At 52.6% G+C, this 21560-nt stretch carries 20 protein-coding genes; 11 read left to right on the forward strand and 9 right to left on the reverse strand.

Translation table 11 applies throughout. The features are described from left to right. Positions 1 to 13: 13 nt before the first annotated feature. The gene (locus tag DG177_RS08725; RefSeq protein ID WP_337658662.1) at positions 14 to 757 is read left to right on the forward strand and encodes a helix-turn-helix transcriptional regulator; all 744 of its coding nucleotides are present in this window, start codon (positions 14 to 16) and stop codon (positions 755 to 757) included. 2 nt (positions 758 to 759) lie between these two features. Here the strand turns inward: DG177_RS08725 and DG177_RS08730 are convergent, their stop codons facing one another. The 5 genes from DG177_RS08730 to DG177_RS08750 all read right to left on the reverse strand — a co-directional run bounded on the left by DG177_RS08730 (position 760) and on the right by DG177_RS08750 (position 6632). After that, complete coding sequence (locus DG177_RS08730) at positions 760 to 3111, reverse strand: EAL domain-containing protein (protein ID WP_108811119.1); 2352 nt, start codon at positions 3109 to 3111, stop codon at positions 760 to 762. 94 nt (positions 3112 to 3205) lie between these two features. Beyond that, a complete protein-coding gene (locus DG177_RS08735; protein WP_108811120.1) occupies positions 3206 to 3385 on the reverse strand; it encodes a hypothetical protein in 180 nt (59 codons plus the stop codon). Continuing rightward, the gene (locus DG177_RS08740) at positions 3385 to 4599 is read right to left on the reverse strand and encodes an FAD-binding domain-containing protein (protein ID WP_108811121.1); all 1215 of its coding nucleotides are present in this window, start codon (positions 4597 to 4599) and stop codon (positions 3385 to 3387) included. Before DG177_RS08740 ends, DG177_RS08735 begins: the two co-directional genes overlap by 1 nt. Positions 4600 to 4671: 72 nt before the next feature. Further along, positions 4672 to 5247 (reverse strand): DNA-3-methyladenine glycosylase I, encoded by a 576-nt coding sequence (locus DG177_RS08745; RefSeq protein ID WP_108811122.1) that lies wholly within the window; start codon positions 5245 to 5247, stop codon positions 4672 to 4674. Positions 5248 to 5297: 50 nt separating this feature from the next. Then, positions 5298 to 6632, reverse strand: a complete 1335-nt coding sequence (locus DG177_RS08750) for an isoprenylcysteine carboxylmethyltransferase family protein (RefSeq protein WP_108811123.1) — start codon at positions 6630 to 6632, stop codon at positions 5298 to 5300. A 156-nt stretch (positions 6633 to 6788) separates the two neighbouring features. Between DG177_RS08750 and DG177_RS08755 the strand changes: the two genes are divergently transcribed. After that, positions 6789 to 7976: a PQQ-dependent sugar dehydrogenase gene (locus DG177_RS08755; RefSeq protein ID WP_108811124.1), complete on the forward strand. Its 1188-nt coding sequence runs from the start codon at positions 6789 to 6791 to the stop codon at positions 7974 to 7976. 7 nt (positions 7977 to 7983) lie between these two features. Here the strand turns inward: DG177_RS08755 and DG177_RS08760 are convergent, their stop codons facing one another. Then, positions 7984 to 8850, reverse strand: a complete 867-nt coding sequence (locus tag DG177_RS08760) for a DUF1499 domain-containing protein (RefSeq protein ID WP_337658663.1) — start codon at positions 8848 to 8850, stop codon at positions 7984 to 7986. 157 nt (positions 8851 to 9007) lie between these two features. On the opposite strand from DG177_RS08760, the gene DG177_RS08765 reads away from it, so the two are divergent. The 5 genes from DG177_RS08765 (at position 9008) to DG177_RS08785 (ending at position 12888) form a co-directional block, all read left to right on the forward strand. Beyond that, positions 9008 to 9532, forward strand: a complete 525-nt coding sequence (locus DG177_RS08765; RefSeq protein ID WP_108811126.1) for a GNAT family N-acetyltransferase — start codon at positions 9008 to 9010, stop codon at positions 9530 to 9532. 40 nt (positions 9533 to 9572) lie between these two features. Continuing rightward, complete coding sequence (locus DG177_RS08770) at positions 9573 to 10139, forward strand: DUF1285 domain-containing protein (protein WP_108811127.1); 567 nt, start codon at positions 9573 to 9575, stop codon at positions 10137 to 10139. After that, on the forward strand, positions 10136 to 10747 hold the full coding sequence (locus DG177_RS08775; RefSeq protein WP_108811128.1) for a CoA pyrophosphatase: 612 nt from the start codon (positions 10136 to 10138) through the stop codon (positions 10745 to 10747). The genes DG177_RS08770 and DG177_RS08775 overlap by 4 nt, the downstream gene beginning before the upstream one ends. Then, positions 10744 to 11958 carry a CCA tRNA nucleotidyltransferase gene (locus DG177_RS08780; protein WP_108811129.1) on the forward strand — a complete coding sequence of 405 codons (1215 nt, stop codon included), beginning with the start codon at positions 10744 to 10746 and terminating at the stop codon, positions 11956 to 11958. The genes DG177_RS08775 and DG177_RS08780 overlap by 4 nt, the downstream gene beginning before the upstream one ends. 90 nt (positions 11959 to 12048) lie before the next feature. Further along, positions 12049 to 12888, forward strand: coding sequence for an SDR family NAD(P)-dependent oxidoreductase (locus DG177_RS08785; RefSeq protein ID WP_337658664.1), 840 nt, complete (start codon positions 12049 to 12051; stop codon positions 12886 to 12888). A 114-nt stretch (positions 12889 to 13002) separates the two neighbouring features. On the opposite strand, the gene DG177_RS08790 is transcribed toward DG177_RS08785, so the two are convergent. The 3 genes from DG177_RS08790 to DG177_RS08800 all read right to left on the reverse strand — a co-directional run bounded on the left by DG177_RS08790 (position 13003) and on the right by DG177_RS08800 (position 16755). Beyond that, a complete protein-coding gene (locus tag DG177_RS08790; RefSeq protein ID WP_337658665.1) occupies positions 13003 to 13716 on the reverse strand; it encodes a PEPxxWA-CTERM sorting domain-containing protein in 714 nt (237 codons plus the stop codon). Between the two features lie 219 nt (positions 13717 to 13935). Next, positions 13936 to 16209 carry a DNA topoisomerase IV subunit A gene (parC, locus tag DG177_RS08795; protein ID WP_108811132.1) on the reverse strand — a complete coding sequence of 758 codons (2274 nt, stop codon included), beginning with the start codon at positions 16207 to 16209 and terminating at the stop codon, positions 13936 to 13938. Between the two features lie 81 nt (positions 16210 to 16290). Continuing rightward, positions 16291 to 16755, reverse strand: a complete 465-nt coding sequence (locus tag DG177_RS08800; RefSeq protein WP_108811133.1) for a hypothetical protein — start codon at positions 16753 to 16755, stop codon at positions 16291 to 16293. A gap of 103 nt (positions 16756 to 16858) precedes the next feature. Here DG177_RS08800 and DG177_RS08805 point away from each other — a divergent pair, with 103 nt between their 5' ends. The 4 genes from DG177_RS08805 (at position 16859) to DG177_RS08820 (ending at position 21531) form a co-directional block, all read left to right on the forward strand. Continuing rightward, positions 16859 to 17785, forward strand: a complete 927-nt coding sequence (locus DG177_RS08805; RefSeq protein WP_108811134.1) for a DUF4349 domain-containing protein — start codon at positions 16859 to 16861, stop codon at positions 17783 to 17785. Positions 17786 to 17906: 121 nt separating this feature from the next. Further along, the gene (purC, locus tag DG177_RS08810; RefSeq protein ID WP_108811135.1) at positions 17907 to 18686 is read left to right on the forward strand and encodes a phosphoribosylaminoimidazolesuccinocarboxamide synthase; all 780 of its coding nucleotides are present in this window, start codon (positions 17907 to 17909) and stop codon (positions 18684 to 18686) included. Between the two features lie 154 nt (positions 18687 to 18840). Beyond that, positions 18841 to 20082, forward strand: coding sequence for a hypothetical protein (locus DG177_RS08815; protein ID WP_108811136.1), 1242 nt, complete (start codon positions 18841 to 18843; stop codon positions 20080 to 20082). 9 nt (positions 20083 to 20091) lie between these two features. Next, positions 20092 to 21531, forward strand: a complete 1440-nt coding sequence (locus tag DG177_RS08820; protein ID WP_108811137.1) for a surface lipoprotein assembly modifier — start codon at positions 20092 to 20094, stop codon at positions 21529 to 21531. Positions 21532 to 21560: the final 29 nt, after the last annotated feature.

A 21560-nucleotide genomic window follows, 5' to 3' on the forward strand; every position in this document is an offset into this window, starting at 1 on the left:
GGGAATCGCTTCTATGTTTGTTCCAGGTCAGCACAATATTCAGGTAGAAGAAATTCTGTCCGAAATTGCGCGACTTGGAAATGTTCCAGATATACTGAGGCTGATGGAGAAAATCTGTACTGACCTGGGTGCAGACCGGTTCAGCTATCACCTAACCCCAAAGCTGCGCTCTCAGACTGATCGGGCGATCCACCTGGTTGCCAAAGGCTTTTCTCGCGAATGGCTAACTTTGTATGAGCAAGCCGATTTTCGCAAACATGATCCAATCCCGGATATAATCATGCAGCGCGGTGAGCCCATGCTCTGGCAGGGTGCAATTATATTCCGGCGCTTGAACGCACAAGAACAGGCTTTCGTGCAACAGCTTGATGCTCATGGACTACGAGATGGAATTGGCATTCCCTTGTTCGGCCCCAAGGGACGTAATGCCTATTCGGCCTTCACATTCGAACAGGCTGATATGCTTCAGGATAGCCAGAAGATTGCCACCATTGCCGCTCTGTCATCAGCTGCACATGTCAGAATTTGTAATATATTGGAACACAAAGATAAAAACACCGTTCAATTGTCCGAACGCGAAAGTCAGGTCATTCAACTCATCGCCAATGGGCGATCAAACAGAGCCATTGCGTCAGATCTGAATATCGGTGGAGCAACTGCTGACACTTACGTCCGCCGGGTTTTTGCCAAGTTGGATGTTAGCGACCGCATTGGTGCTTCCATTAGAGCATTAGAACTGGGAATCTTGCGACTCTAATCTCAACCTTTCCTGCGTTTGAGATCCTGTGCCAAAGGAACCTCAGCCGCTGGTAGGTAGATTGTCTCAACATTGGGGAGCGATGAATCATTGGATCGCAGATCAGTATATTCGTTCATTGCCTCCGCCTTGCCGTACAAGAAACCCTGCACCTGATCGCAGCCTTCCATACGCAGCTCATCCACCTGATCTTCGCGCTCTACACCTTCAGCCGTGGTGGTCATTCCCAGATTCTGCGCCAAACTAATAACCGAGCGAATAATCGCGCGGCAGTCTTCACGGGTGTCAATTTCACTAACAAAGCAGCGATCAATCTTGATTTTATCGAACGGAAAACTGCGAAGATAGTTCAGAGAGCTATATCCGGTCCCGAAATCATCCAAAGAAATGCGAATTCCCAAATCACGCAGAGTATGCAGAGTTCGAATATTGGCCTCGCTATCCTGCATCAGGATGCTTTCCGTAATTTCCAACTCCAATCGGGCCGGATCGACACCCGAATGTGCCAGCGCGTTAACGATGGTAGATACCAGGCTGGCGCTGCGCATTTGCGTGGGTGACAGATTGATTGCGACTGTCAGTCTTTCATCCCAAGTCGAAGCATCATCGAGGGCTTTGCGAATGACCCATTCACCCAATTGAACGATCATTCCCGTTTCTTCTGCCACCCCGATGAAATCATCCGGCATGACAACACCGCGGTTCGGATGCTCCCATCGTAGCAAGGCCTCGTAACCAATTTTCTGTTGTGTCTTCAGATCAACCAAGGGTTGATAATGCAACCGCATTTCATCCCGGCCCAATGAACCACGCAAATCGAGTTCAAGATTCCGGCGTGCTTCCGCCGCGATATCCATGCCTTTTTCGAAAAAGGCCACTCGGTTTCGTCCTGAACCTTTGGCGGAATAAAGTGCAAGATCGGCATATTTCAGCAGCTGGTTGGCATCAGACATTTCCGAGGCCCATGCGGCCACGCCGACACTCACTCCGGTCACAACATTATGATCATCAACCATGAATGGATTGCCAACCTGCTCGACAATGGCCTCGGCAACTTCGCTAACGCTTTGCGCTCTTGCGCCGGTTAGCAACAATGCAAACTCATCGCCACCGATGCGCGCCAAAAGATCGCCCGGCCTAGCCAGCTGTTCAAGTCTCCGAGCGATCAACTGCAGAAGCTTGTCTCCAATCGGGTGTCCCAACGTATCATTAATCGCCTTGAAATGGTCCAGATCGAAAAAGACCAAGGCGACTGCATCATTTGGTTTGGCGCGATGAATTGTGCGGTTCAACGTTTCGGTAAATAGCCGCCGATTGGGCAAATCGGTAAGCCCGTCAAAATGCGCCATGTAACTGACTTTAGCTTCCGCATTTTTTTGTACGGTGATATCTTCAATGACACCCCGCATTGCGATATTTTCGTCATCCTGTGCCGCTGCTGTTGCGCGAGCAGTAATCGTCCACCACTGCTGTTTTCCGCCAACATCAACGGATACTGTAAGGTCCCGAAAGGAGCGGCCATTGCGAACATGATCGGCAAGACGCGCGCACTGATCCTTGTCGTCAATCAGCGTAGTGATATTCATTCCGTCCATGGTTTCACGCGGATGTTGGGCCGCTTCGGCAAAACGTTCACAAACATCCACCAATCGTCCCTCCGCATCTAAAGAGAATAACCAACTGGAAGACTGTTCTTCGAAATCATTGAGGAGCAATTTTACTGTCTCTGCCGATCTCTGAATCTCCTGCTTCGCTGATAGTTGATTGGCAAAATTCTCGAAGATATTGCCACAATTGACATACAGCACCGCCGCAAACATTGTCAGTAACGCGATGGCTGCATAGCTTTCAATCCCGCCGAGATAGAGCAAACCGGCAGTGAGGCCGATATGCATGATGATAGTCCAGGCACGCGATGCTTCCGGAATATGTCGGAATGATACGACCGCGGTACTCATTTTACCGGCCCCGATAATCGCCAGCAACATCAATTGATTGGGCGTAGCAATCGGCAGAAGACAGGCCACACCAGCACCCCACATATGAGCATAACCAGCCGCATTGAACGTAATGCGTCTTTTCAATTCCAGCATAGTCTCGCGGGAAAGGTCCGCCATTTTGGTCCGCTTAGCCAGATACAGCCGGGTGGTGGAAAGATAGATAAACATCCCGTACCAAAGGACATGCATGGCCAGCGGCACCTGATCAAAGAACAGGATCGAAAGGATCGCAGCGTTGACGATATTGGCGAATACGGTAACGCGCACAGACTTACCATGTTCGGTAAGCTGTTCCCGCAAAATCAGGTCCTGATCGGATCGCCCCAGCTCCCCGATTCCGTTACTAGTCGTCATTTTATTCCCCACTCTTGGGGCGGTAACGGCTAATCGTAAATATTCTATTATTTTCCCTATTTTACATATATTTACAGGGAAGCCTGAATCTTCATTAGCGTTTCTTGGCGATTTTAAGCTTGTCAGCCTTGGCGCGTTTTTTGATCGATTCCTCACTGCGCGTCAGGGCCTTGGAGATTGCTTTCAGGGTCATGCCCTTTTTCGCGAATGCATGTAGTTTTTGAATCTCTTCACTATTCCATGGTTGTTTATGGCGTTCAAAATGCTCTTTCATTATAACTCCATCCCTATGGCACGCAGCGCATCAGGTGCCTTTTTCTTGACCGGAAAAAACCCTTTGGTGGCCAGCGGCCAAATAGCCGCATCATAGTCTCGCATCACCCATCGCGCGCTGTTACCGCTAACTTCCTTGCCGATTGCGTCTTTGAGAGCACCAACCGGCAACCATGGCGACAACAGACGTTCCAGCCTGGCTTTAGCCAGAATATCTCGCAGTTTCTCGCCCTTGTTCCAAATTACTGTATCACACCCAAAATGATCAGCAGCGCGGGCCATCGCATCGGTCACCGCACCTTTTGAAAAGGCGCTTACCTTATCCGAAACTCCTTTCGGGCTCTTTCCTTCCGATCCGCTCACACCAATGATCAGCGATGGTTTCTGGAGCAATATAAGGCTTTCGGGGTGACAATCCTCTTCATGTACCAAAAGCGCAAAAGCCGCGGCAGCTGGCGGTGCTAGCGGTATTTTCAATGGCCGCAACTTGTAATTCTTGTCTTCTTCCAGCGGGACTGCTTTCGCAGCCAGACCTACAGGTGCGAAGCGCTTATCGGTAAATTGCGCTATATTCTCTTTGGTCGCGAGATAGGTTTTGCCCTTGGTATGCAGTCCGCCAACCCAACGCCAAGACAATGTGTTAGACGCGGCGTCGCCATCAATCAGATGTTGCAAGAAAAAATCTGCACCCAGTTCCCAAGGCAGTTTCAGGGTGAAAATCCAGATGCTGGCAAACCACATGCGTGCATGGTTATGGAAATAACCGGTCTCGACAAGCTCCTTGGTCCAATGATCAAACGCATCAATGCCGGTACGCCCTTCGGTCGCCTGTTCATAGATTTTGCGCAGACCGCCCTGCGCCTTTAGCTGTTTGAACTTGGCATCCCGGTTTGTCACATAGTCCGCCCAGACTTCTGGCCTTTGTTCCAGCCAGCCTTTGAAATAGGCGCGCCACAGGACTTCCGCGATAAACTTGTCAGCATGTTGTGCGCCATGGGCTTTGACCGCAGAAGTGATCACCTCCTGTTCGGTCAGCAACTTGTGTCGGATATAGGGCGACAACCGGGAAACATTGTCGCGCCACTTATCCTGCTGTGTATCCGTATCCGGCCCATAATCAAAATTGCGTTTATGCGCATAGTTATGGCCCATATTGGCGGTAAAATCGGCGAGCCGGGACAATGCTGCGGCTCTTGTAGCTTGGGGGTGTGACATTGCTGCCCTATCGCAGCAATGGTGCCACTTGCCAACTGTGCAGATCAGGCGAAGTCTTGAAGATAATGGCTATCAGGCTTGCCAGCAGTCCGCCGCATGATCATCGACCATGCCGATGGCCTGCATATAGGCATAGATGATCGTGCTTCCGACAAAACTCATCCCGCGCTTCTTCAGATCTTTCGAGATCGCATCGCTAATCGGGGATGTGGCCAGCATTTCCGACATGTCATTGGGACGGTTGACGATGGGATTGCCATCCACATGACTCCAGAGCCAGTTATCAAAGCTCCCAAATTCCCGCTGCATATCTAGAAAAACCAGAGCATTTTTACGGGTGGAATAGATTTTCAGCTTGTTGCGGATAATCCCTTCATCGCTTCGCAGGGATTCCAGTTCGTCATCAGGCATTGCCGCTACACGCGCAATATCGAAGCCGTGAAAAGCGCGGCGATAACCATCGCGTTTTCGGAGTACGGTTTCCCAGCTCAGGCCGGCCTGAGCGCCTTCAAGGATCAGGTTTTCAAACAGTTTCTGATCATCATGCTCTGGAATACCCCATTCCTCGTCATGATAGATGCCATAGAATTCCTTGCCCGCTTGACCGCCAAAGCAACGCTGTTTTCCATCTGTGCCCAATATTGTCATGAGCTCAGCTTATGGTCGTCTTCGATCTTTTGGAAGCCCCATTGTTGTTGCTATTCCGCAGGCTGGATTTCTGGTTCCGTCTTGCCGCTTGGCCGCCACCAGCCAATTTTCACTTTCACCCAATTAATGGCGCGCGGGATAGGCGCGTTGCGGTCCATCCATTCGGCATATTCCTTATAGGCCGGGTCGCTAAGCAGATGTTTTTCCTCTGTTTTCGCACGCCAATAATATACGCCGCTAACCGCCGCGATGATGACCGTGTTGCGAACCATATCTGTCAGGCTTCCAGATGTGACCAGAAACGGCATAGTAGCCAACCACCAGTACAGGTTCTTCGCGACATAGGCCGGATGTTTGGTAAACCGATAAGGACCGTGAGTCAGGATACCGCGATGCGTGAGGTTCGAGAAACGCAGACCAAAGGCAACGGTGGCCCATGCATAAATCGCCGTAAGCACGACCAAGATCGCTCCCCAGATTGCCAGAATGATATCATGCCCTTCCAGCCAATAGGCCCAGTCCGCCGTGTTGACATGATAGTTGAGCGGGCCATCCATCAGGATGAAAGGCGGATAGCATATCAAGGCCGCGACCCAGCCAGCAAGATAGGGATTGGCGGTGCGAATATGCGCATCAAGCGGCTTCATGGTCAGCAAATAGCCAACGGTGGCAAACTGCACATCGACAACAAACATCGCGATAATCAGCCAATGAGCTATTGCCACAGGATTGTTGATGACTTGCGCTATATCGAGGCGGACAAGATCGCCAAAACCACCCGGAACGATTGAAATCATGAAAGCCAGGAAGAACCCCTTGACCGCCCAGGCGCGCAAGTGATGGAAAATCTCCTCCCGTTCATATTCACCGCCGTGTTTCTTGCTACCGGCGCCCATCAGAAACTGTCCGAAATGCCATGCACCATCACGCGGTTCAACAAATCTGCGATCCATCCACATCACATAGGGTATGGAAAGCCCAACTACGAAGGGAGCTGCAGTTTCCATCATATCCATCGAAAACTGATATTGGCCGGTCCAGTACCAACGGCCGACGCAATAGATCAGCGCGATAATCGCCCATGTCGCCCAAAGGCCGGCGAGCTTTGCAACGCTAATATCGAATGTCTGTTTGAACGGCTTCGGGTTTTTCCAGTCAATTCCGGTAGATGCACGCAAATGGACCTTGTCATATAGCAGTGACCAGATCACCATCGGGACACCGCAGGCCGCACAAGCAACAAGAGCGGAATAGGGGCCATCCATACCATATTGACGGGCAATGATGATCCATGCCCCCAATCCAACCAAACCTGCCACGCCCACACCGCTGGACACCGCAGATTGCGGACGCGGATCAGCTATGCCTGATTTTCGTGCGAACATAGATCAGCGCTTTAATCAGAAATGGTAAGTAACCCGTGAACATCAGCTGTCAGGCGCGAATATTCTATGAATTATCAAACTAATCCGTTATATTTTTGAAAAAATCGGCAACAGCAACTTATTGGATCAACGCATAAAATGATCATGGGAAAAAAAATGAGAAATCTTACGCTCGCTACCGGATTATCTGTCGTTCTTATTGCCTGCGGCAATGGTGATGACGCATTGGCCACGCAGGGCGGCGCAGAGGAAACGCAAGCTTTTGCCGATATCTCGCCAGTTGATCGCAAGCCTTTTGACAAAACTGAAGTGGCCAGCTTTGACGAGCCCTGGGCGATGACTTTTCTGCCGGATGGACGGATGCTGGTTACCGAAAAGAAAGGCAGGCTTTTGCTTGTCAATCAGGACGGCACGGAAACCGAGATCGGCAATGTGCCAGAGGTGGATTATGGCGGTCAGGGGGGCTTTGGCGACGTTATTCTGGCACCAGATTTTGCGACCAGCGGCCGCATCTACCTCAGTTGGGTAGAAGCTGGTGAAGACAATACAAGAGGTGCAGTGGTCGCTCATGCAGATATTTCTCTGGCGCCGAATGAACCGGGTGTCGAGGCCGAAGCGCCGGAGCTTTCCAATCTGAAAACCATCTGGACCCAGAATCCGAAAGTGACCGGGCGCGGACATTATTCCCATCGCATGGTATTTTCGCCAGACGGCAAATATCTCTTCATCGGATCTGGCGAGCGCCAGAAATTTGATCCTTCGCAGGATATGACCGGCAACCTTGGCAAGATTGTCCGGCTTTACCCGGACGGCAGCGTGCCGGAGGATAATCCGTTTGTAGGTCAGGAAGGCGCACTGCCGGAAATCTGGTCCTTGGGCCACCGCAACATTCTTGGCATGGCCTTTGATAGCGAGGGCAGGCTCTGGAACCAGGAAATGGGACCAAAGGATGGTGACGAGCTGAACCTCGTCGAGGCCAAAGCCAATTACGGCTATCCGATTGTCTCGGAAGGCGACCACTATGATGGCAAGAAAATTCCGAACCACGATACGCGACCGGAATTCGCTGCACCGAAAGTCGCCTGGGTTCCGACCATTGCGCCATCCGGGATGATTATCTATTCCGCCGATCTTTTCCCAGCATGGAAAGGCAGCGCTTTTATTGGCGGCCTGGCAAGCGAAGCCATTATCCGCGTCTCTTTCGAGGGAGAAGACGCGAAAGAGGCTGAACGGTTTGCGATGGACAAGCGGATACGGGAAGTTGAACAGGGACCAGATGGCGCCCTTTGGGTGTTGGAAGACGGAGAAGGTGGCAGACTGTTAAAGCTGACACCCCCCAAATAGCACCCGATCAAGAAGCCGCGGTTGTTGTTCCAGACAGATCGCTAAGAAACTGACGCACCCGTTTGGCATTCGCGCCAAGATCGTGGACACCAACCCGTGATACCGAACGCATATCAATGATGCTGGCTGCGCCATTTTCGGCAGCGCGAGCCCGGATGACGACATCGTCCTTGAAGCGAAATAGAGAGATTGTAGCTGTCGCTTCCAGATGGCCCGAAGCCGGATCAACACTAACGACTGTCCAGCCACGGTCTTCGGCTAAACGCTTGGCCTTTTCAATGACGTCAGCAACAGGCTGATCGATACGAACCGAACGGATGTCGGGATAAGCGTCCTGGTGCAGGGTCGCCCAGCGTTGACGCGGGTTCATACCGCGCATCTCTCCATCATCAGCGCCGGGAATATTGTCCCAGTTGTCTGCGCGCAAAGTCAGAGCGGAAAACTGGGGTGGATCGGCCAGATCGGTGGTGATGTCATGGATTGCTGGAAGCGACCCGATAGTCATGGCGTAGCTTGCCAGATAACCTACAAAACCTAGCGAAACGATCGTGCCAAGCCCCAGCAATGGCCAGCGCGTCTTGCGGTCATTGCGGCGATCCAGTATGATCCCCACAATAGCAATCACAAGTGCAATTACGGCAACCAGACCGGTCCATGGCAAAGCAGCAAGACCGGATTGCCAGCCCCACAGGCCGATGCCGGACCCAAAGGCTGCTCCAAAAAACACAATGACGGCTCCGATAGCGAGCGCAAACACAGTCCAGCCCTTAGGGTCTTTACGCAATGTTGCCAGTTTCCCGGTTGCCGTTCCGGTGGTGTCGGCCACGGGCTGTTCTGTCTGTGGTTGTTGATCCTGGTCACTATTCACGTGCATAACTCCCCTTTGGTTGCAATCTTTTATACGCGGGAAGGCCATAGTGCAATCACACTGTATCGCCGGTTTTCTTTCTGCAACCGTGTTGCTCGACAGAACAGCATAATGGCGTTAAACGCGCCTCTTTCGAAGTCTCTCCACAATATTGGACCTGCATTTGACGACCATCATTCCCCTTGCCGAAGTCGATCCGACGCTTGTCGAAGACCTGCTTGATGCAGCTTTTGGAAAGCGGCGCACGGAGCGAACGGCCTATAAGGTGCGTGAAGGCGCAGAGATGCTTGAAGGGTTGAGCGTCGCTGCCGTGGACACCGCCGAGAATGAATTGCTCGGATCTTTGCAATGCTGGCCGGTAGCGCTCACCGATGAAACTGGCAAAATGCATCCGATGATCATGGTCGGACCTGTTGCGGTTTATCCAGATTGCCAAGGCGAAGGCATTGGTCAGGCGCTGATGACGGGCTTGCTCAAAGAACTTCACAAGGACGAAAGCCTGCCAATGGTGATGATTGGCGATCCGGCATATTATGATCGCTTTTTCGGTTTTTCGCCTGAGCGAACCGGTGGTTGGAAACTGCCCGGGCCATGGGATCCGGAACGCCTGCTGGTACGCGCGCCAAAAGACGCTCCATTGCCTGCACAGGGCAAGCTCGGACCCTGGATCCGTCCTGCAAGCAACTGAACCCGTTTACAAAAGCGGCTTGCCGCAATAGGCCATAGCCATGCCCTATGCACCACCACCAGAACTGGCCTCTCTGTCCCTTTCCGCCATCGCTGAACTGGCAGAAGCACAGAAACTGCCGCCGGTGGAAGACTGGCAGCCGGAAGAAACAGGCGACAGCGAAATGCGGATCAACGCAGATGGCAGCTGGGTGCATCAAGGATCACCAATCAATCGACCGGCCATGGTGCGGGCTTTTTCAACATTGCTTCGCCGCGAACCGGATCTCGGCTATGCTTTGGTCACACCCTATCAAAAACTGAGTATCGAAGTGGAAGATGCGCCATTTGTGGCGGTCGAGATGGAAAGCGAAGGGCAAGGCAAGGAACGGAAATTGGCATTCCGTCTCAACACTGACCATTTGGTTGTTGCCGATGCCGACCATCCCTTGCGGTTCCCGGCCTCTGCCGAGGCTCCGCAGCCCTACTTGCTGGTGCGTGGTGGGTTGGAAGCTGTATTGGCACGCCCGGTCTACTACGAACTGGCGGAACAGGCGCTCGCCGACGGTCTTGATCCCTTTGGCCTATGGAGCAATGGCGCCTTTTTCCCGATTGATCGTACAGCATGACTGGTCGTCTCGATCTCAGAACCAGACTTTCGCAGGCGCTGGACAATGGTCATGCCAATGATCTGGATCATGCGCTTTCCGACGAACGCGATTTCATCAAAGATCTCAACAGCCTGCGCAACGCAGCCGTGCTGATCGCCATTACCGATCGCCCCAACCCTGGTGTAATTCTGGTCCAGCGGCCGGATCACATGCGCAATCATCCCGGACAGGTTGCCTTTCCTGGGGGAAAAATCGATCCGGACGACAAAGATGCCGTCCATGCCGCATTGCGGGAAGCCGAAGAGGAAGTGCAGCTAGACCCGTCCAAGGTCGATATTATCGGGTCGACCGACCGTTACCATTCGGGCAGCGGCTATAATATCCAGCCCATATTGGGTGTGATCCCTCCTGACCTGCCGCTTATTCCCTGTCCCGAAGAGGTAGATGACTGGTTCGAAGCACCGCTTGAATTTGTTCTTGATCCCAAAAACCAGAGCAAACATGTCGGGGAATGGCGCGGGGATCGCCGCCAATATTATCAAATCAACTGGCAAAATCGCCGTATTTGGGGGATTACTGCTGGAATATTGGTCAACCTGTCAAAGCGGCTGGATTGGCTGCCATGAAGCAGGTTCCTCAAAAATTACCCGCAGCCGCGTGGCATCAGCGGCAATCGCTGAAAGACCTGATCACCATTCTGGATGGTGCCAAAAGCGCGACCCGCTTTGTCGGCGGCGCAGTGCGAGATACTCTCCTGGGTGAGCCGGTAAAGGATATTGATCTTGCCACAATCATGAAGCCCGACGATGTTATGGCGCGGCTAGAGACGGCCGGTGTCAAGGTGATCCCAACCGGCATTGATCACGGCACCGTGACTGCTGTCACTGAAGATGGATCAGTCGAGATCACGACCTTGCGCCGCGATGTTTCAACCGATGGCCGACGGGCCACGGTAGCTTATAGCGATGACTGGAAAGAGGATGCTGCGCGGAGAGACTTTACAATCAACGCGCTATTTGCCGATCCTGAAACACTTGAGATTCATGACTATTTCGGTGGACTTGAAGATCTAGAAGCCCACCATATCCGTTTTATCGGATCTGCCCAACAGAGGATCGCCGAAGATCATTTGAGGATCATGCGCTATTTCCGTTTTCTGGCACGGCTGGGACAGCATGATGTCGATCAGGACACCTTTGATGCGTGCCGGAAAGCTGCACCGGAGCTTGCCAAATTGTCCCGCGAACGGGTCGCAGATGAGCTGATGAAGCTGCTCAACGCAGCTGACCCGGTCTATGCCGTGCAAGAGATGGTACAGGCCGATATTTTTACCAATATTGTTGCCGAAATTGACCCGAATGCCGGACAGATATTGGCATCACTCATACTGCGCGAAGAAGCGCACCAGATATCCCCTGATCCGATTCGACGCCTGGTCGGCCTGTTACCCAAGGATCTGGACAAGGCGGTAAAGATCGTCACGGGTCTGAAGTTTTCGAAAAAAATGCGCCGTGCGGTATCCGAGCGCTTAGCGGCACCGTCGCCAAGCGTCCAGGATATTCCTGCTCTCGCCTATCATCTCGGCGCGGACACCGCCCAAGATATCGCTTTGCTTTTCGCGGCGGATGATGAACTCAAAGCCTGTCTTGCCAAGCTGATCGATTGGGAAAAACCAGCCTTTCCAATCACCGGCGGTGATCTCATCGCGATGGGTCTGGAGCCAGGTCCGGTCGTCGCGGAAACTTTGAAGCGGGTTGAAGCCCAATGGATTATGGAGGGCTTCCCAAACGAAGCGCATGTCCGCGCGGTGGCACAGGAGATGATCTTGAACCCTTGAATCTTAGGGTGCAATCTGTAGTCCATCACAACAGCCAATATGCTCCCGAGAAACGGCACAACCTTCGCGACCAATTTAGAGGAAAAATCGATGAAAATAGACAATGAATCCGTGGCTTTCATCACGGGCGGGGCTGGCGGCATCGGTTTTGCCATTGCGGAAACTCTCGGTTCACGTGGTGCGAAAATAATGCTGGCCGATCTTGATCAATCCAAGCTCGACGAGGCTGCTGCAATGCTATCAGCCAAGGGCGTCCAAGTCGGTACGGTTGTATGCGATGTTGCCGATGAACAGCAAATGCGTGCCGCCGCCGCTGCAACTATCGACCAGTTCGGCAAAGTCCATATTGTTGTAAATAATGCAGGCGTTGCGTTGGGCGGCGTACCGGGTGAAATTGCGATGAAGGACTGGCGCTGGATCGTCGACATTAATCTGATCGGTGTCGCCCATGGTGTAGAGATATTCACGCCGCTGATTCAAAGCCATGGCGAAGGCGGCTATTTCATCAACACCGCGTCGATGGCCGGCCATGGCGCTGGGCCCGGAATGGGACCTTATCACGCCACTAAATTCGCGGTCGTCGGATATTCCGAAGCCTTGAAACTGGAGCTGGCGCCCAGCAATATCGGCGTCAGCGTCCTGTGTCCGGCATGGGTGAAAACCAACATTCACCGCAGTGCCCTGGACAAGCCCACAGGCGGAAGTGATGAGAGCGACCCGCAATTTCAGGCCATGGCCACTGTGATTGATGGCGGGCTTGATCCAGCCGACGTCGCAGAATGGACAGCGCAATGTGTCGAGGCAGATCGGCTATACATCTTCACCCATCCTGAATTTGCAGGCGCGATTGATCAGCGCTATGCAATGATCAAGGCAGACTATGATGCTTGCGCGGATTTTCCGGCGTTTCAGAAGAAGGCCGAAGGCTAAGACAAACTGGCGGGACCGTGCAACATAGCACAATCAAAAAAGGGCTTCCCGTTGGTGCCGGGAAGCCCTTTTCAATTTCAACCTTATGATCCGGTTATGTCCGGTCACAGACCCTTAGGCTAGCGCCGGTTTAGCCGCCGTAGCCTTGCGGTTACGACGCATCGCGCCACCGACCAGGCCGAAGCCAAAGATCATCATCGCCCATGTCGCTGGCTCGGGAACTGGCGAACCGATTTCAAGCACAACATTGTCAAGCAACGGACCAACATTATCGGCACTGTTGGATCCAAATCTGAAATTCAATGATCCAGCTTCTCCAGCGGTGAAGAAAATCGACCGGGTAAAGAACGGCGCATCAAAAGCGATACCCGAAGAAGTAGTGATGTTGGAGGTATTTGTCGACGGGATCACAATCTGATCAGTGCCACTAAAGTTGATACCATAATCATCGACCATGATAGATGAGCCATAGTCAAATCCGACGAAAAAACCGTCAGATCCAGATCGCCGCTGACTGCCGCCCATATCGAAGGAAAGCCGTACAAAATCACCCGCATTGAATGCGAAACTGTTAATGCTGGTCAGTTCTCCCGGTCCAGGTGAACCGTCGAGATCAACACAAGATCCGGAACAAGCAATTCCAAAGTCGCCATCCTTAACAACATCGGTTGCGCCGCCACCGGTCGAATTGAAATTAGCATAGCCAGTATAGTTCAGGGCTGAATTTCCGCCATTTTCACCGTCAAAATTATCTGAAAAGACCACGCCAGCATGCGCCGGTGCGATGGTTGCTGCCGACAAGGTCAGCGCTGCTAATAATTTTCTCATAATACCCCTTATCGTCAGCATGACTGACGCTAAATCGTTCAAATATAACGATATCGAATCGCTCGCGACCCCTCACGACCGTTCGTTGTCTAACAATTGGCCGGAAAACCACTGAAAAGTCAAATTTTTGGCAAGGATTTGTTAACCTTTTACATTCTTGTTTCAGAATAGGACGCGACCGCGCAAGGTTAATCACATTATTCCAGCGACCTTAATCCCTTAGTCAAATTTCCCGCTCTTCGGAAAGCCCGTCGGCGGCAGTCTTCCCGCCGCTCCACGCGCAACCCGCCACATGGTCAAATCATGCTCCGTACGGGTCCGACCGGAGTCGCCGCCCATTGCCCAACTCAGGCCTTCTTCCAGCTTGAACACCGTCGCGTCCGATAGGCCGCCATCCTTGTAGCGTTGCAGCATAACGCCCTGCCCTTTGGCCATTTCCGGCATTTCGGAAAGTGCGAAGACAACCAGCTTGCGATTCTCACCAATGGCGGCGACATGGTCCGCCTCTTCCGTGACCGGTCGCACGACGAGCAATTTCGCATCGCCTTTCAGGTTCACGACCTGGCGACCTTTTTTGGTCTCGGCCACGACTTCTGAAATATTGGTGACAAAGCCCCGGCCCCAAGTTGAAGCGATGAGCAATTTTGCCTTCATGTCGGCAACCATCATTGCAATCGGCTCGGCCCCGGCTTCAAGATCAACCATGGACCCCACCGGTTCACCAAACCCACGCGCACCGGGCAGCTTGTCTGCTCCCAATGTATAAAAGCGCCCATTGTTACAGCACATGAGCAGCTTGTCCGTTGTCTGTGCGTGGAATGCGAATTTGGGGCCGTCACCTTCCTTGAATTTGAAGGCTTCCGGTTTGGACAGATCGGCATGCCCCTTCATCGCCTTAATCCAGCCACGCTGCGACATGATCACGGTCACCGGCTCTTTCTCGATAAACGCTTCAAGCGAAATTTCGCGCGCAGGGGCCGCTTCTTCGAGCATCGTGCGGCGGGCACCTAGCTCCGTGTCTTCGGCATAGAGCTTTCGCATCGCTGCAAGGTCTTTTTTCAGCCTTGTCTTCTGCCGCGCCGGGCTGTCGATCAGTTTCGCAAGCCCCTCGCGTTCTTCGAGCAGCTTGTCTCGCTCGGTCCGTAGCTCCATTTCTTCGAGCTTGCGCAAGCTCCGCAGCCGCATGTTGAGAATCGCCTCTGCCTGACGATCGGTAAGCTTGAACTCCTCCATCAGCATCGGTTTGGGTTCGTCATTATTGCGGATAATCTCGATCACACGGTCGAGATTGAGATAGGCGATTATATAGCCTTCGAGCAGCTCAAGCCGCGCATCAATCTTGTCCATGCGGTGCCGCGAACGGCGCACCAGTACTTCGATCTGATGGACAATCCAATGTTGCAGAACTTCGGTAATACCCATGACTTTGGGCGTGCGGTCCTTATCGAGCACATTCATGTTGAGCGAAAAACGGTTTTCCAGATCGCTCATCCGGAACAAGGCGTTCATCAGATCATCGGGGTCCACCGCGCGGCTTTTGGGTTCCAAAACAATGCGAACTTCTTCATCTGACTCGTCACGAATATCGGCAAGGATAGGAAGCTTCTTGTCCGCTATTATCTGGGCAATCTGCTCGATCAACTTGCCCTTTTGCACCTGGTAGGGAATTTCAGTGACGACAATCTGCCACGCACCGCGGCCTTCGGCGTCTTCCTTTTCCCACTTCGCCCGTACACGCATCGCTCCGCGTCCGCTTTCATAGGCAGCATCGATAACCGATTTCGGGTCAACGAGTGTGCCGCCGGTGGCGAGATCAGGCCCTTTGATAATTGCCATGATCTCGGCATGTTCGGCCTTGGGGCTATCGATCAGCAAGGTCGCGGCGTCGATAATCTCGGCAACATTATGCGACGGGATGCTGGTCGCCATGCCCACGGCAATACCGCTGGCACCATTGGCGAGCAGGTTGGGGAATAGGCCCGGCATGATTTCCGGCTCTTCATCTTCGCCATTATAGGTGGGTTTGAAATCAACAGTGCCTTCATCGAGCCCGTGCATCAGTTCAATCGCCGTTCGGGTCAGGCGTGCTTCGGTATACCGATAGGCCGCTGCATTATCGCCATCGATATTGCCGAAATTCCCCTGTCCGTCGACAAGCGGATAACGCATCGCAAAACTCTGCGCGAGACGGACCATCGCGTCATAGACAGACTGGTCACCATGCGGGTGATATTTACCGATAACATCGCCGACAACGCGAGCACATTTCTTATAGCCTTGTGCTGGGTCGAGTTTCAGCAGTCGCATTGCCCATAAGAGCCGCCGGTGCACAGGCTTAAGGCCGTCACGCAGATCAGGAAGCGATCGTGCGGTAATGGTCGACATCGCATAAATCAGGTAACGCTCGGACAGCGCCGCATCAAAGGGCGCGTCCACTATGGCATCAAATTCATCTTCGGGTTCAGCGCCAGGCGCATCGGTTACATCACTCATGGACAACGCGATAGCAGGGTCGATTCACCCTGTGTAGTGGGAAAGTGGTGCTAGCTATTCCTCTCTCCTCAAGTAAGGGAATTAGGTGCCGAGCCACGCTTTTGGCAAATCCACACCTTCGCGCTCATTGTCCCAGATCATCGCCATGATCCACCATCTTCCATTTGGACGCCCGGCACTATTGGTGCCATCATTCCACAAATGCACCATATTTACTCCGCGAAACTGGATTTCTGGATGATCCGGTGTCTCTCGCGCTTCATAGCTCGAATAGACATGAGCAATCTGCCCGAACAGATCCGTCTTGCGACCAATTTCTATCTCGTAGAAGGACTGTCCTGCGAGCAGCGGAATAGTGGCCTCAACAAACTCGTCATAAGTGAAGGAAAAAATCGCCGGCTCGCCGTCCACAATACGCGTGCGATTGATCAGCGCTTTGGGATGATAAATCTCGCGATCGCGTGTCCAGTCTTGCCCACCCGGCGGACCGGATATGCAATCATAAAGTGTTTTCATCACTTCATCTATCGTAGCATATTTGGTCACAACCTGCTCTTTCCAGCGCTTCTGCGCTTAAAATAAACACTTTTCCATTGATTATGTTCATAGTATCACCTGATCCCTGCGCCCCTCACATTGGAGAAGATATATGCGAATGCGCAAGACCCTATTCACAACCATCGCTATTTTGAGTCTGGCCGCATGCAGTGGCGTGGATCAGACAGCCTCTGAATTTGATCTCGCTGAATCAGAGGCCGCCGGATCAGATGCTGGAATCGCCCGCGAAGCCGCAATGGCGTCAATGACTTCCCCCAAAGAACAAGACACTGGCGAAATTCCCGTCAGCCGACCACAGATCGCTTATAGCTATGATTATGGCTTCCGGCTTCCGTCATCTGAAATTCCAACAGCTCAGCAAAAGCATATTGGTTTGTGCAATCAGCTTGCCGACAATGGCTGCAGAGTCCTCAACATGTCCAATAGTGGCGGTGAAGCGGAATATGCCAACGGCCGACTACATCTCGAAGTAGCTGCCCCGAAAGCGCGTGCGTTTGGCGAACAACTGGCTGCGGCGATTGATGAGAGTGGCGGTAGCCAAATCGCAGCTTCGATCACTGGTGAAGACCTGTCCAAGAAAATCGTCGATACAGAAGCCCGGTTACGGAGCCGCGAGCTGTTGTCGGAACGCCTCACCGAATTGCTGCGGACCCGCAAGGGGACCGTGGCAGAACTTGTTGAGGCGGAACGCGCCGTCACTGACGTGAACGAAGAAATTGATCGAGCACGCAGCTGGCTGAAAGAAATGCGTGGGCGCGTGGCCTATAGCACAGTCATTATCAACTATCAGTCCAGCGCGCCAGGGTCAGGCGGCTTCTCTCAACCGATACGTGAGGCCTTTGGCGACATTGCCGCTACCCTAGGATATTCAGTTGCTGCTCTGGTTACCTTAGTCGCCATAGTCTTCCCCTGGATATTGCTGCTCGCGCTCGTCATCTATCTCCGACGGCGGTTTAAAGCCACGGACCGCACTTTTTGGGGTCGCGCAATTGAACCATCCGCAGCCGAAGAGGATTGATTGCACGACCATCTGCTTTGGCTTATAGAAAGAAATCGTTGCCCCGATTTGTCCGAGTCCGCTTGATTCGCGCAATCGGGGCTTGGTTTTTGATGCTTCTTCCTGTGAGTAGGAATCCATTATGTCCCGTCGTCGCCAAATTTATGAAGGCAAGGCCAAAATCCTTTATGAAGGACCGGAGCCCGGTACGATCATCCAATATTTCAAGGACGATGCAACCGCATTTAATGCCGAGAAAAAGGGAACGATCAACGGCAAGGGCGTGATTAACAACCGAGTCAGTGAACATATTTTTACGCTTCTCGGCCATATCGGTATTCCCAGCCATTTCATTCGCCGCCTGAATATGCGGGAGCAACTTGTGAAACAGGTCGAAATTGTCCCGATTGAAGTTATCGTCCGCAATGTCGCTGCCGGTTCCCTGAGCAAGCGTCTCGGCATCGAAGAAGGTACCCCTTTGCCGCACACACTTCTGGAATATTGCTACAAGGACGATGCGCTGGGCGATCCGCTTGTTGCTGAAGAACATATTGCCTGTTTTGGCTGGGCGACACAGGAAGAAATGCAGGATATTTCAGCCATGGCGATCCGCATTAACGACTTCATGGCCGGTATGTTCGCTGGAATCGGGATAAAACTGGTCGATTTCAAGCTTGAATTTGGCCGGCTATTTGACGGTGATTTTTCGCGGATAATCCTGGCAGACGAAATCAGTCCAGACGGATGCCGCCTTTGGGACATCGACACCAATGAAAAGCTCGACAAGGACCGTTTCCGCCGCGATCTTGGCGGTGAAGCCGAGGCATATCAAGAAGTTGCCCGGCGCATGGGCCTATTCCCGGAAGGCGGCCTCTCCGAAGTGCTCGATCTGGATAGTGAACGGAAAAAGCGCGGAAAGTAACCATAGTTTTTCGGCTTATTGTTAGGTGATCCGATGCATTTAGCTCCTCAGGGGGCGTGCAATTGACCCAAAATAGCGACGATGGTTTACGCGAATTTAACCATTAGACTGATAGCACCGCCCTCATGTGGAACTCATGTGAGGAATTTTTCCGATGCGCCTTTTGATTTTGTTAGCCAGTACAACAATGCTTGCCGCATGCGGCGGAGCAGGGCCCCAATCTGCAGGTAGTGCTGCACCAACCGGATCAGGTGGCGCCGGCGGCGGCGATGGCAGCGGCGAAACCCATACATTTGTTAATCCTACGGAACCCAAAACCTACACGGCGGTCGGCAGTACGCATAGCTACCAGTACCAGGTTGTCGACGCTGGCACACCCGGCGCTGGGCAAGGCGCTCAATTGTATCAGGGCGATGCAAAGACTGTTCGCAATTCAAATCTCACCATTGAATATAGCCCGCGCGATGCGATTTTTAATGTGAGTTTTAGCAACGGTCTGGCCGGAACAACCGGTGCCAGCCGCTTTCAGGATCCTATCCACCGCACAGACTTTGGCGGTGCAATCGAACCACAATTTGGTACACCTAATCTGGAGTCCGCTGCTTTCGGCCTGCAAGAGATTAACTATCTCGAATCCGGCTCGGCGAATAATATCGTACGGCGGCCAGGTGGCGAGTTTATTTTCGATCTCATCAATCCAGGTGAAGCCGGTAGCTATGACATCACCACTTTCTTCTACCAAACGCCGGGAACCGAAACGCAATATGTGACCTTCGCTGGCTATTTGCGCAACACCGCAGGTTTGGTTCAGTCTGATATTGACAATCCGGATGGCACGACCTCCACCATATTGACGCAGTCCAATACGTTCGAACGCGGTGCCTTGGCTTATGGCGAACTTACGCCAAATGACCAAGTCCCAACCAGCGGCACCGGAACCTTTACCGGAGCCATGCTCGCATCGATGGTTTTCAATGACAGCCCTGATGCAACCGGTAACCTTGATACATATTTTCAATGGATTGCGGGCAACGCGACCACCAATGTCGATTTCGGTGCAAACACCTTTGCATTGTCGTTGGACGGCACGGTCGGCGCGCCTTTGTTTGATGGCACGAGCCGACAGTTGAGCGTATTTGAGAATGCGCAGTTCCGCGCTAACGGGGCAGGTCAGATCGACCTGGTCGCAGCGGGTGGTTTTCTTGGCCAGTTCAGCGAGGCCTGGTTCGTCAATCCTGGCGGTGCTCGCCTGGACCTGAATATCGCCGGATCCAGCATCGATGGCTCATTCTACGGACCTAATGGTGAAGAACTGGGTGCCGGCTATCGCATTGTCGGTGGTACTCCGGATGAACGGATCGATATTTTGGGAACCTTTGTCGGCCGAGGAAACTAGGAGCCGGACATGAAATTGCCGGTCACTGCCGCAAAAATTCTGCTTGTCGGCGGGGGAATTGCAGCTCTTTTACCGATAGCTCCAGCCGCAGCCGCAGATGACGGCGGCGAAGGAGCTGCTGAAACAGCTGCCATTTCGCCAACACCCAAATGCAACACAGCAGGCAACTGCCAGTTTCAGATCACGCCAGCACAATTGCTGGCCAAGGCAGAAGCCTTGGTGCGAGCTAAGAAATATGACCGGGCTCTGCCTCTGGTAGAAGCTTTGGGGCAAGTCCCTGATCTGAGGATGCAGCAGCAGTTTCTTGCTGGCTATATTGCGGTTGAAACTGGGGACCTGAAAAAAGCGATCAAGACGTTTCGATCGATCCTAGATGAAAATCCCGGTCAAACGCGGATCCGTTTGGAATTGGCACGCACCTATTTGTTAAGCGGCAAAGAAGCCAGCGCAGATTATCATTTTCGTCTCGCGCAAAATGATGAAAATCTTCCCGATGAAATTGCCCGCACCATCCGTAACACTCGCAGTATTCTGAGAGATCAACGGGTCTGGCGCTTCAGTTTTGATTTTGGTTTTGCACCCGATACAAACATCAATGGTGCCACCAATGCCGAAACCATCGATGTCAACTTTGGTGCCATTTTCCCTGTTCTCGGCGATGCACGCGGAGAACTGGAACTGGACGAGAGTGCACGGCGAAAATCCGGGATTGGACAAATTGCCGGCTTCTCTGGTGGTGTGCGGTTGAAAGCCAGCGATAAGCTCGCTTTCCTGTTCGACGCTGATAGCAAAGTGATAAACTATCAGGGCAAAGCCGCTGATGATATAGTCGGGCAAATTGCCGTCGGTCCGGAATTCAGGATCGCGCGTTATGCAAGTGTTTCTGTACAGGCAGTAGGCCAGCAACGCTGGTTTGGTGGCAGATTGGCTACCCGCGAATATGGTGCGCGCCTGGGGTTCCAGACAGCCCTAAGTCAAGGACAACGGGTTGGTATAGAACTCGATGGCCGGCGCACAGATTCGAAACTCAGCGACAGCTTCAGCGGTTGGCAGTTGGGCGCCAATGCAACCTACGAACATTTGATCGGAAAAACACTGATCGCATCCGCAAGCGTTTTTGCCCGGAGGGATCTGCTCAATTCGGACGGCTATTCCAGCAGCAACTACGGTTTGAATCTTGGCATTGGTGGTGAATTGCCTCTAGGGCTGAACGCCGGCATCTCGGGAAGCGTCAGCCGATCTACTTTTGACGAACCTTTGATATTCTATTCAACGGACAAGCGGAAAGACTGGCGCAGTTTTGCGCGCGCTTACATTGGCAGTCGGCAGATTAAAGTGCTCGGGTTCTCACCATCGATTGACTATAATTATTCGCGAGTGGACAGTAACTACGACTTGTATCGTATGAATCGCCATAGGGTGAATTTCAAATTCGCGAAATTTTTCTGACCGAAAACCCAAAACCAGCGCTATTCTAT

Origin of the sequence: Sphingorhabdus sp. Alg231-15, from assembly GCF_900149705.1 — a bacterium.
Classification (GTDB): Bacteria; Pseudomonadota; Alphaproteobacteria; order Sphingomonadales; family Sphingomonadaceae; genus Parasphingorhabdus.

Coding starts and splice junctions, on each gene's coding strand:
- DG177_RS08755 (WP_108811124.1), top strand. CDS start 6,789: ATGAGAAATCTTACGCTCGCTACCGGATTATCTGTCGTTCTTATTGCC.
- parC (WP_108811132.1), bottom strand. CDS start 16,209: ATGAGTGATGTAACCGATGCGCCTGGCGCTGAACCCGAAGATGAATTT.
- DG177_RS08785 (WP_337658664.1), top strand. CDS start 12,049: ATGAAAATAGACAATGAATCCGTGGCTTTCATCACGGGCGGGGCTGGC.
- DG177_RS08745 (WP_108811122.1), bottom strand. CDS start 5,247: ATGACAATATTGGGCACAGATGGAAAACAGCGTTGCTTTGGCGGTCAA.
- DG177_RS08775 (WP_108811128.1), top strand. CDS start 10,136: ATGACTGGTCGTCTCGATCTCAGAACCAGACTTTCGCAGGCGCTGGAC.
- DG177_RS08740 (WP_108811121.1), bottom strand. CDS start 4,599: ATGTCACACCCCCAAGCTACAAGAGCCGCAGCATTGTCCCGGCTCGCC.
- DG177_RS08725 (WP_337658662.1), top strand. CDS start 14: ATGTTTGTTCCAGGTCAGCACAATATTCAGGTAGAAGAAATTCTGTCC.
- DG177_RS08820 (WP_108811137.1), top strand. CDS start 20,092: ATGAAATTGCCGGTCACTGCCGCAAAAATTCTGCTTGTCGGCGGGGGA.
- DG177_RS08735 (WP_108811120.1), bottom strand. CDS start 3,385: ATGAAAGAGCATTTTGAACGCCATAAACAACCATGGAATAGTGAAGAG.
- DG177_RS08790 (WP_337658665.1), bottom strand. CDS start 13,716: ATGAGAAAATTATTAGCAGCGCTGACCTTGTCGGCAGCAACCATCGCA.
- DG177_RS08780 (WP_108811129.1), top strand. CDS start 10,744: ATGAAGCAGGTTCCTCAAAAATTACCCGCAGCCGCGTGGCATCAGCGG.
- purC (WP_108811135.1), top strand. CDS start 17,907: ATGTCCCGTCGTCGCCAAATTTATGAAGGCAAGGCCAAAATCCTTTAT.
- DG177_RS08805 (WP_108811134.1), top strand. CDS start 16,859: ATGCGAATGCGCAAGACCCTATTCACAACCATCGCTATTTTGAGTCTG.
- DG177_RS08815 (WP_108811136.1), top strand. CDS start 18,841: ATGCGCCTTTTGATTTTGTTAGCCAGTACAACAATGCTTGCCGCATGC.
- DG177_RS08750 (WP_108811123.1), bottom strand. CDS start 6,632: ATGTTCGCACGAAAATCAGGCATAGCTGATCCGCGTCCGCAATCTGCG.
- DG177_RS08730 (WP_108811119.1), bottom strand. CDS start 3,111: ATGACGACTAGTAACGGAATCGGGGAGCTGGGGCGATCCGATCAGGAC.
- DG177_RS08770 (WP_108811127.1), top strand. CDS start 9,573: ATGCCCTATGCACCACCACCAGAACTGGCCTCTCTGTCCCTTTCCGCC.
- DG177_RS08760 (WP_337658663.1), bottom strand. CDS start 8,850: ATGCACGTGAATAGTGACCAGGATCAACAACCACAGACAGAACAGCCC.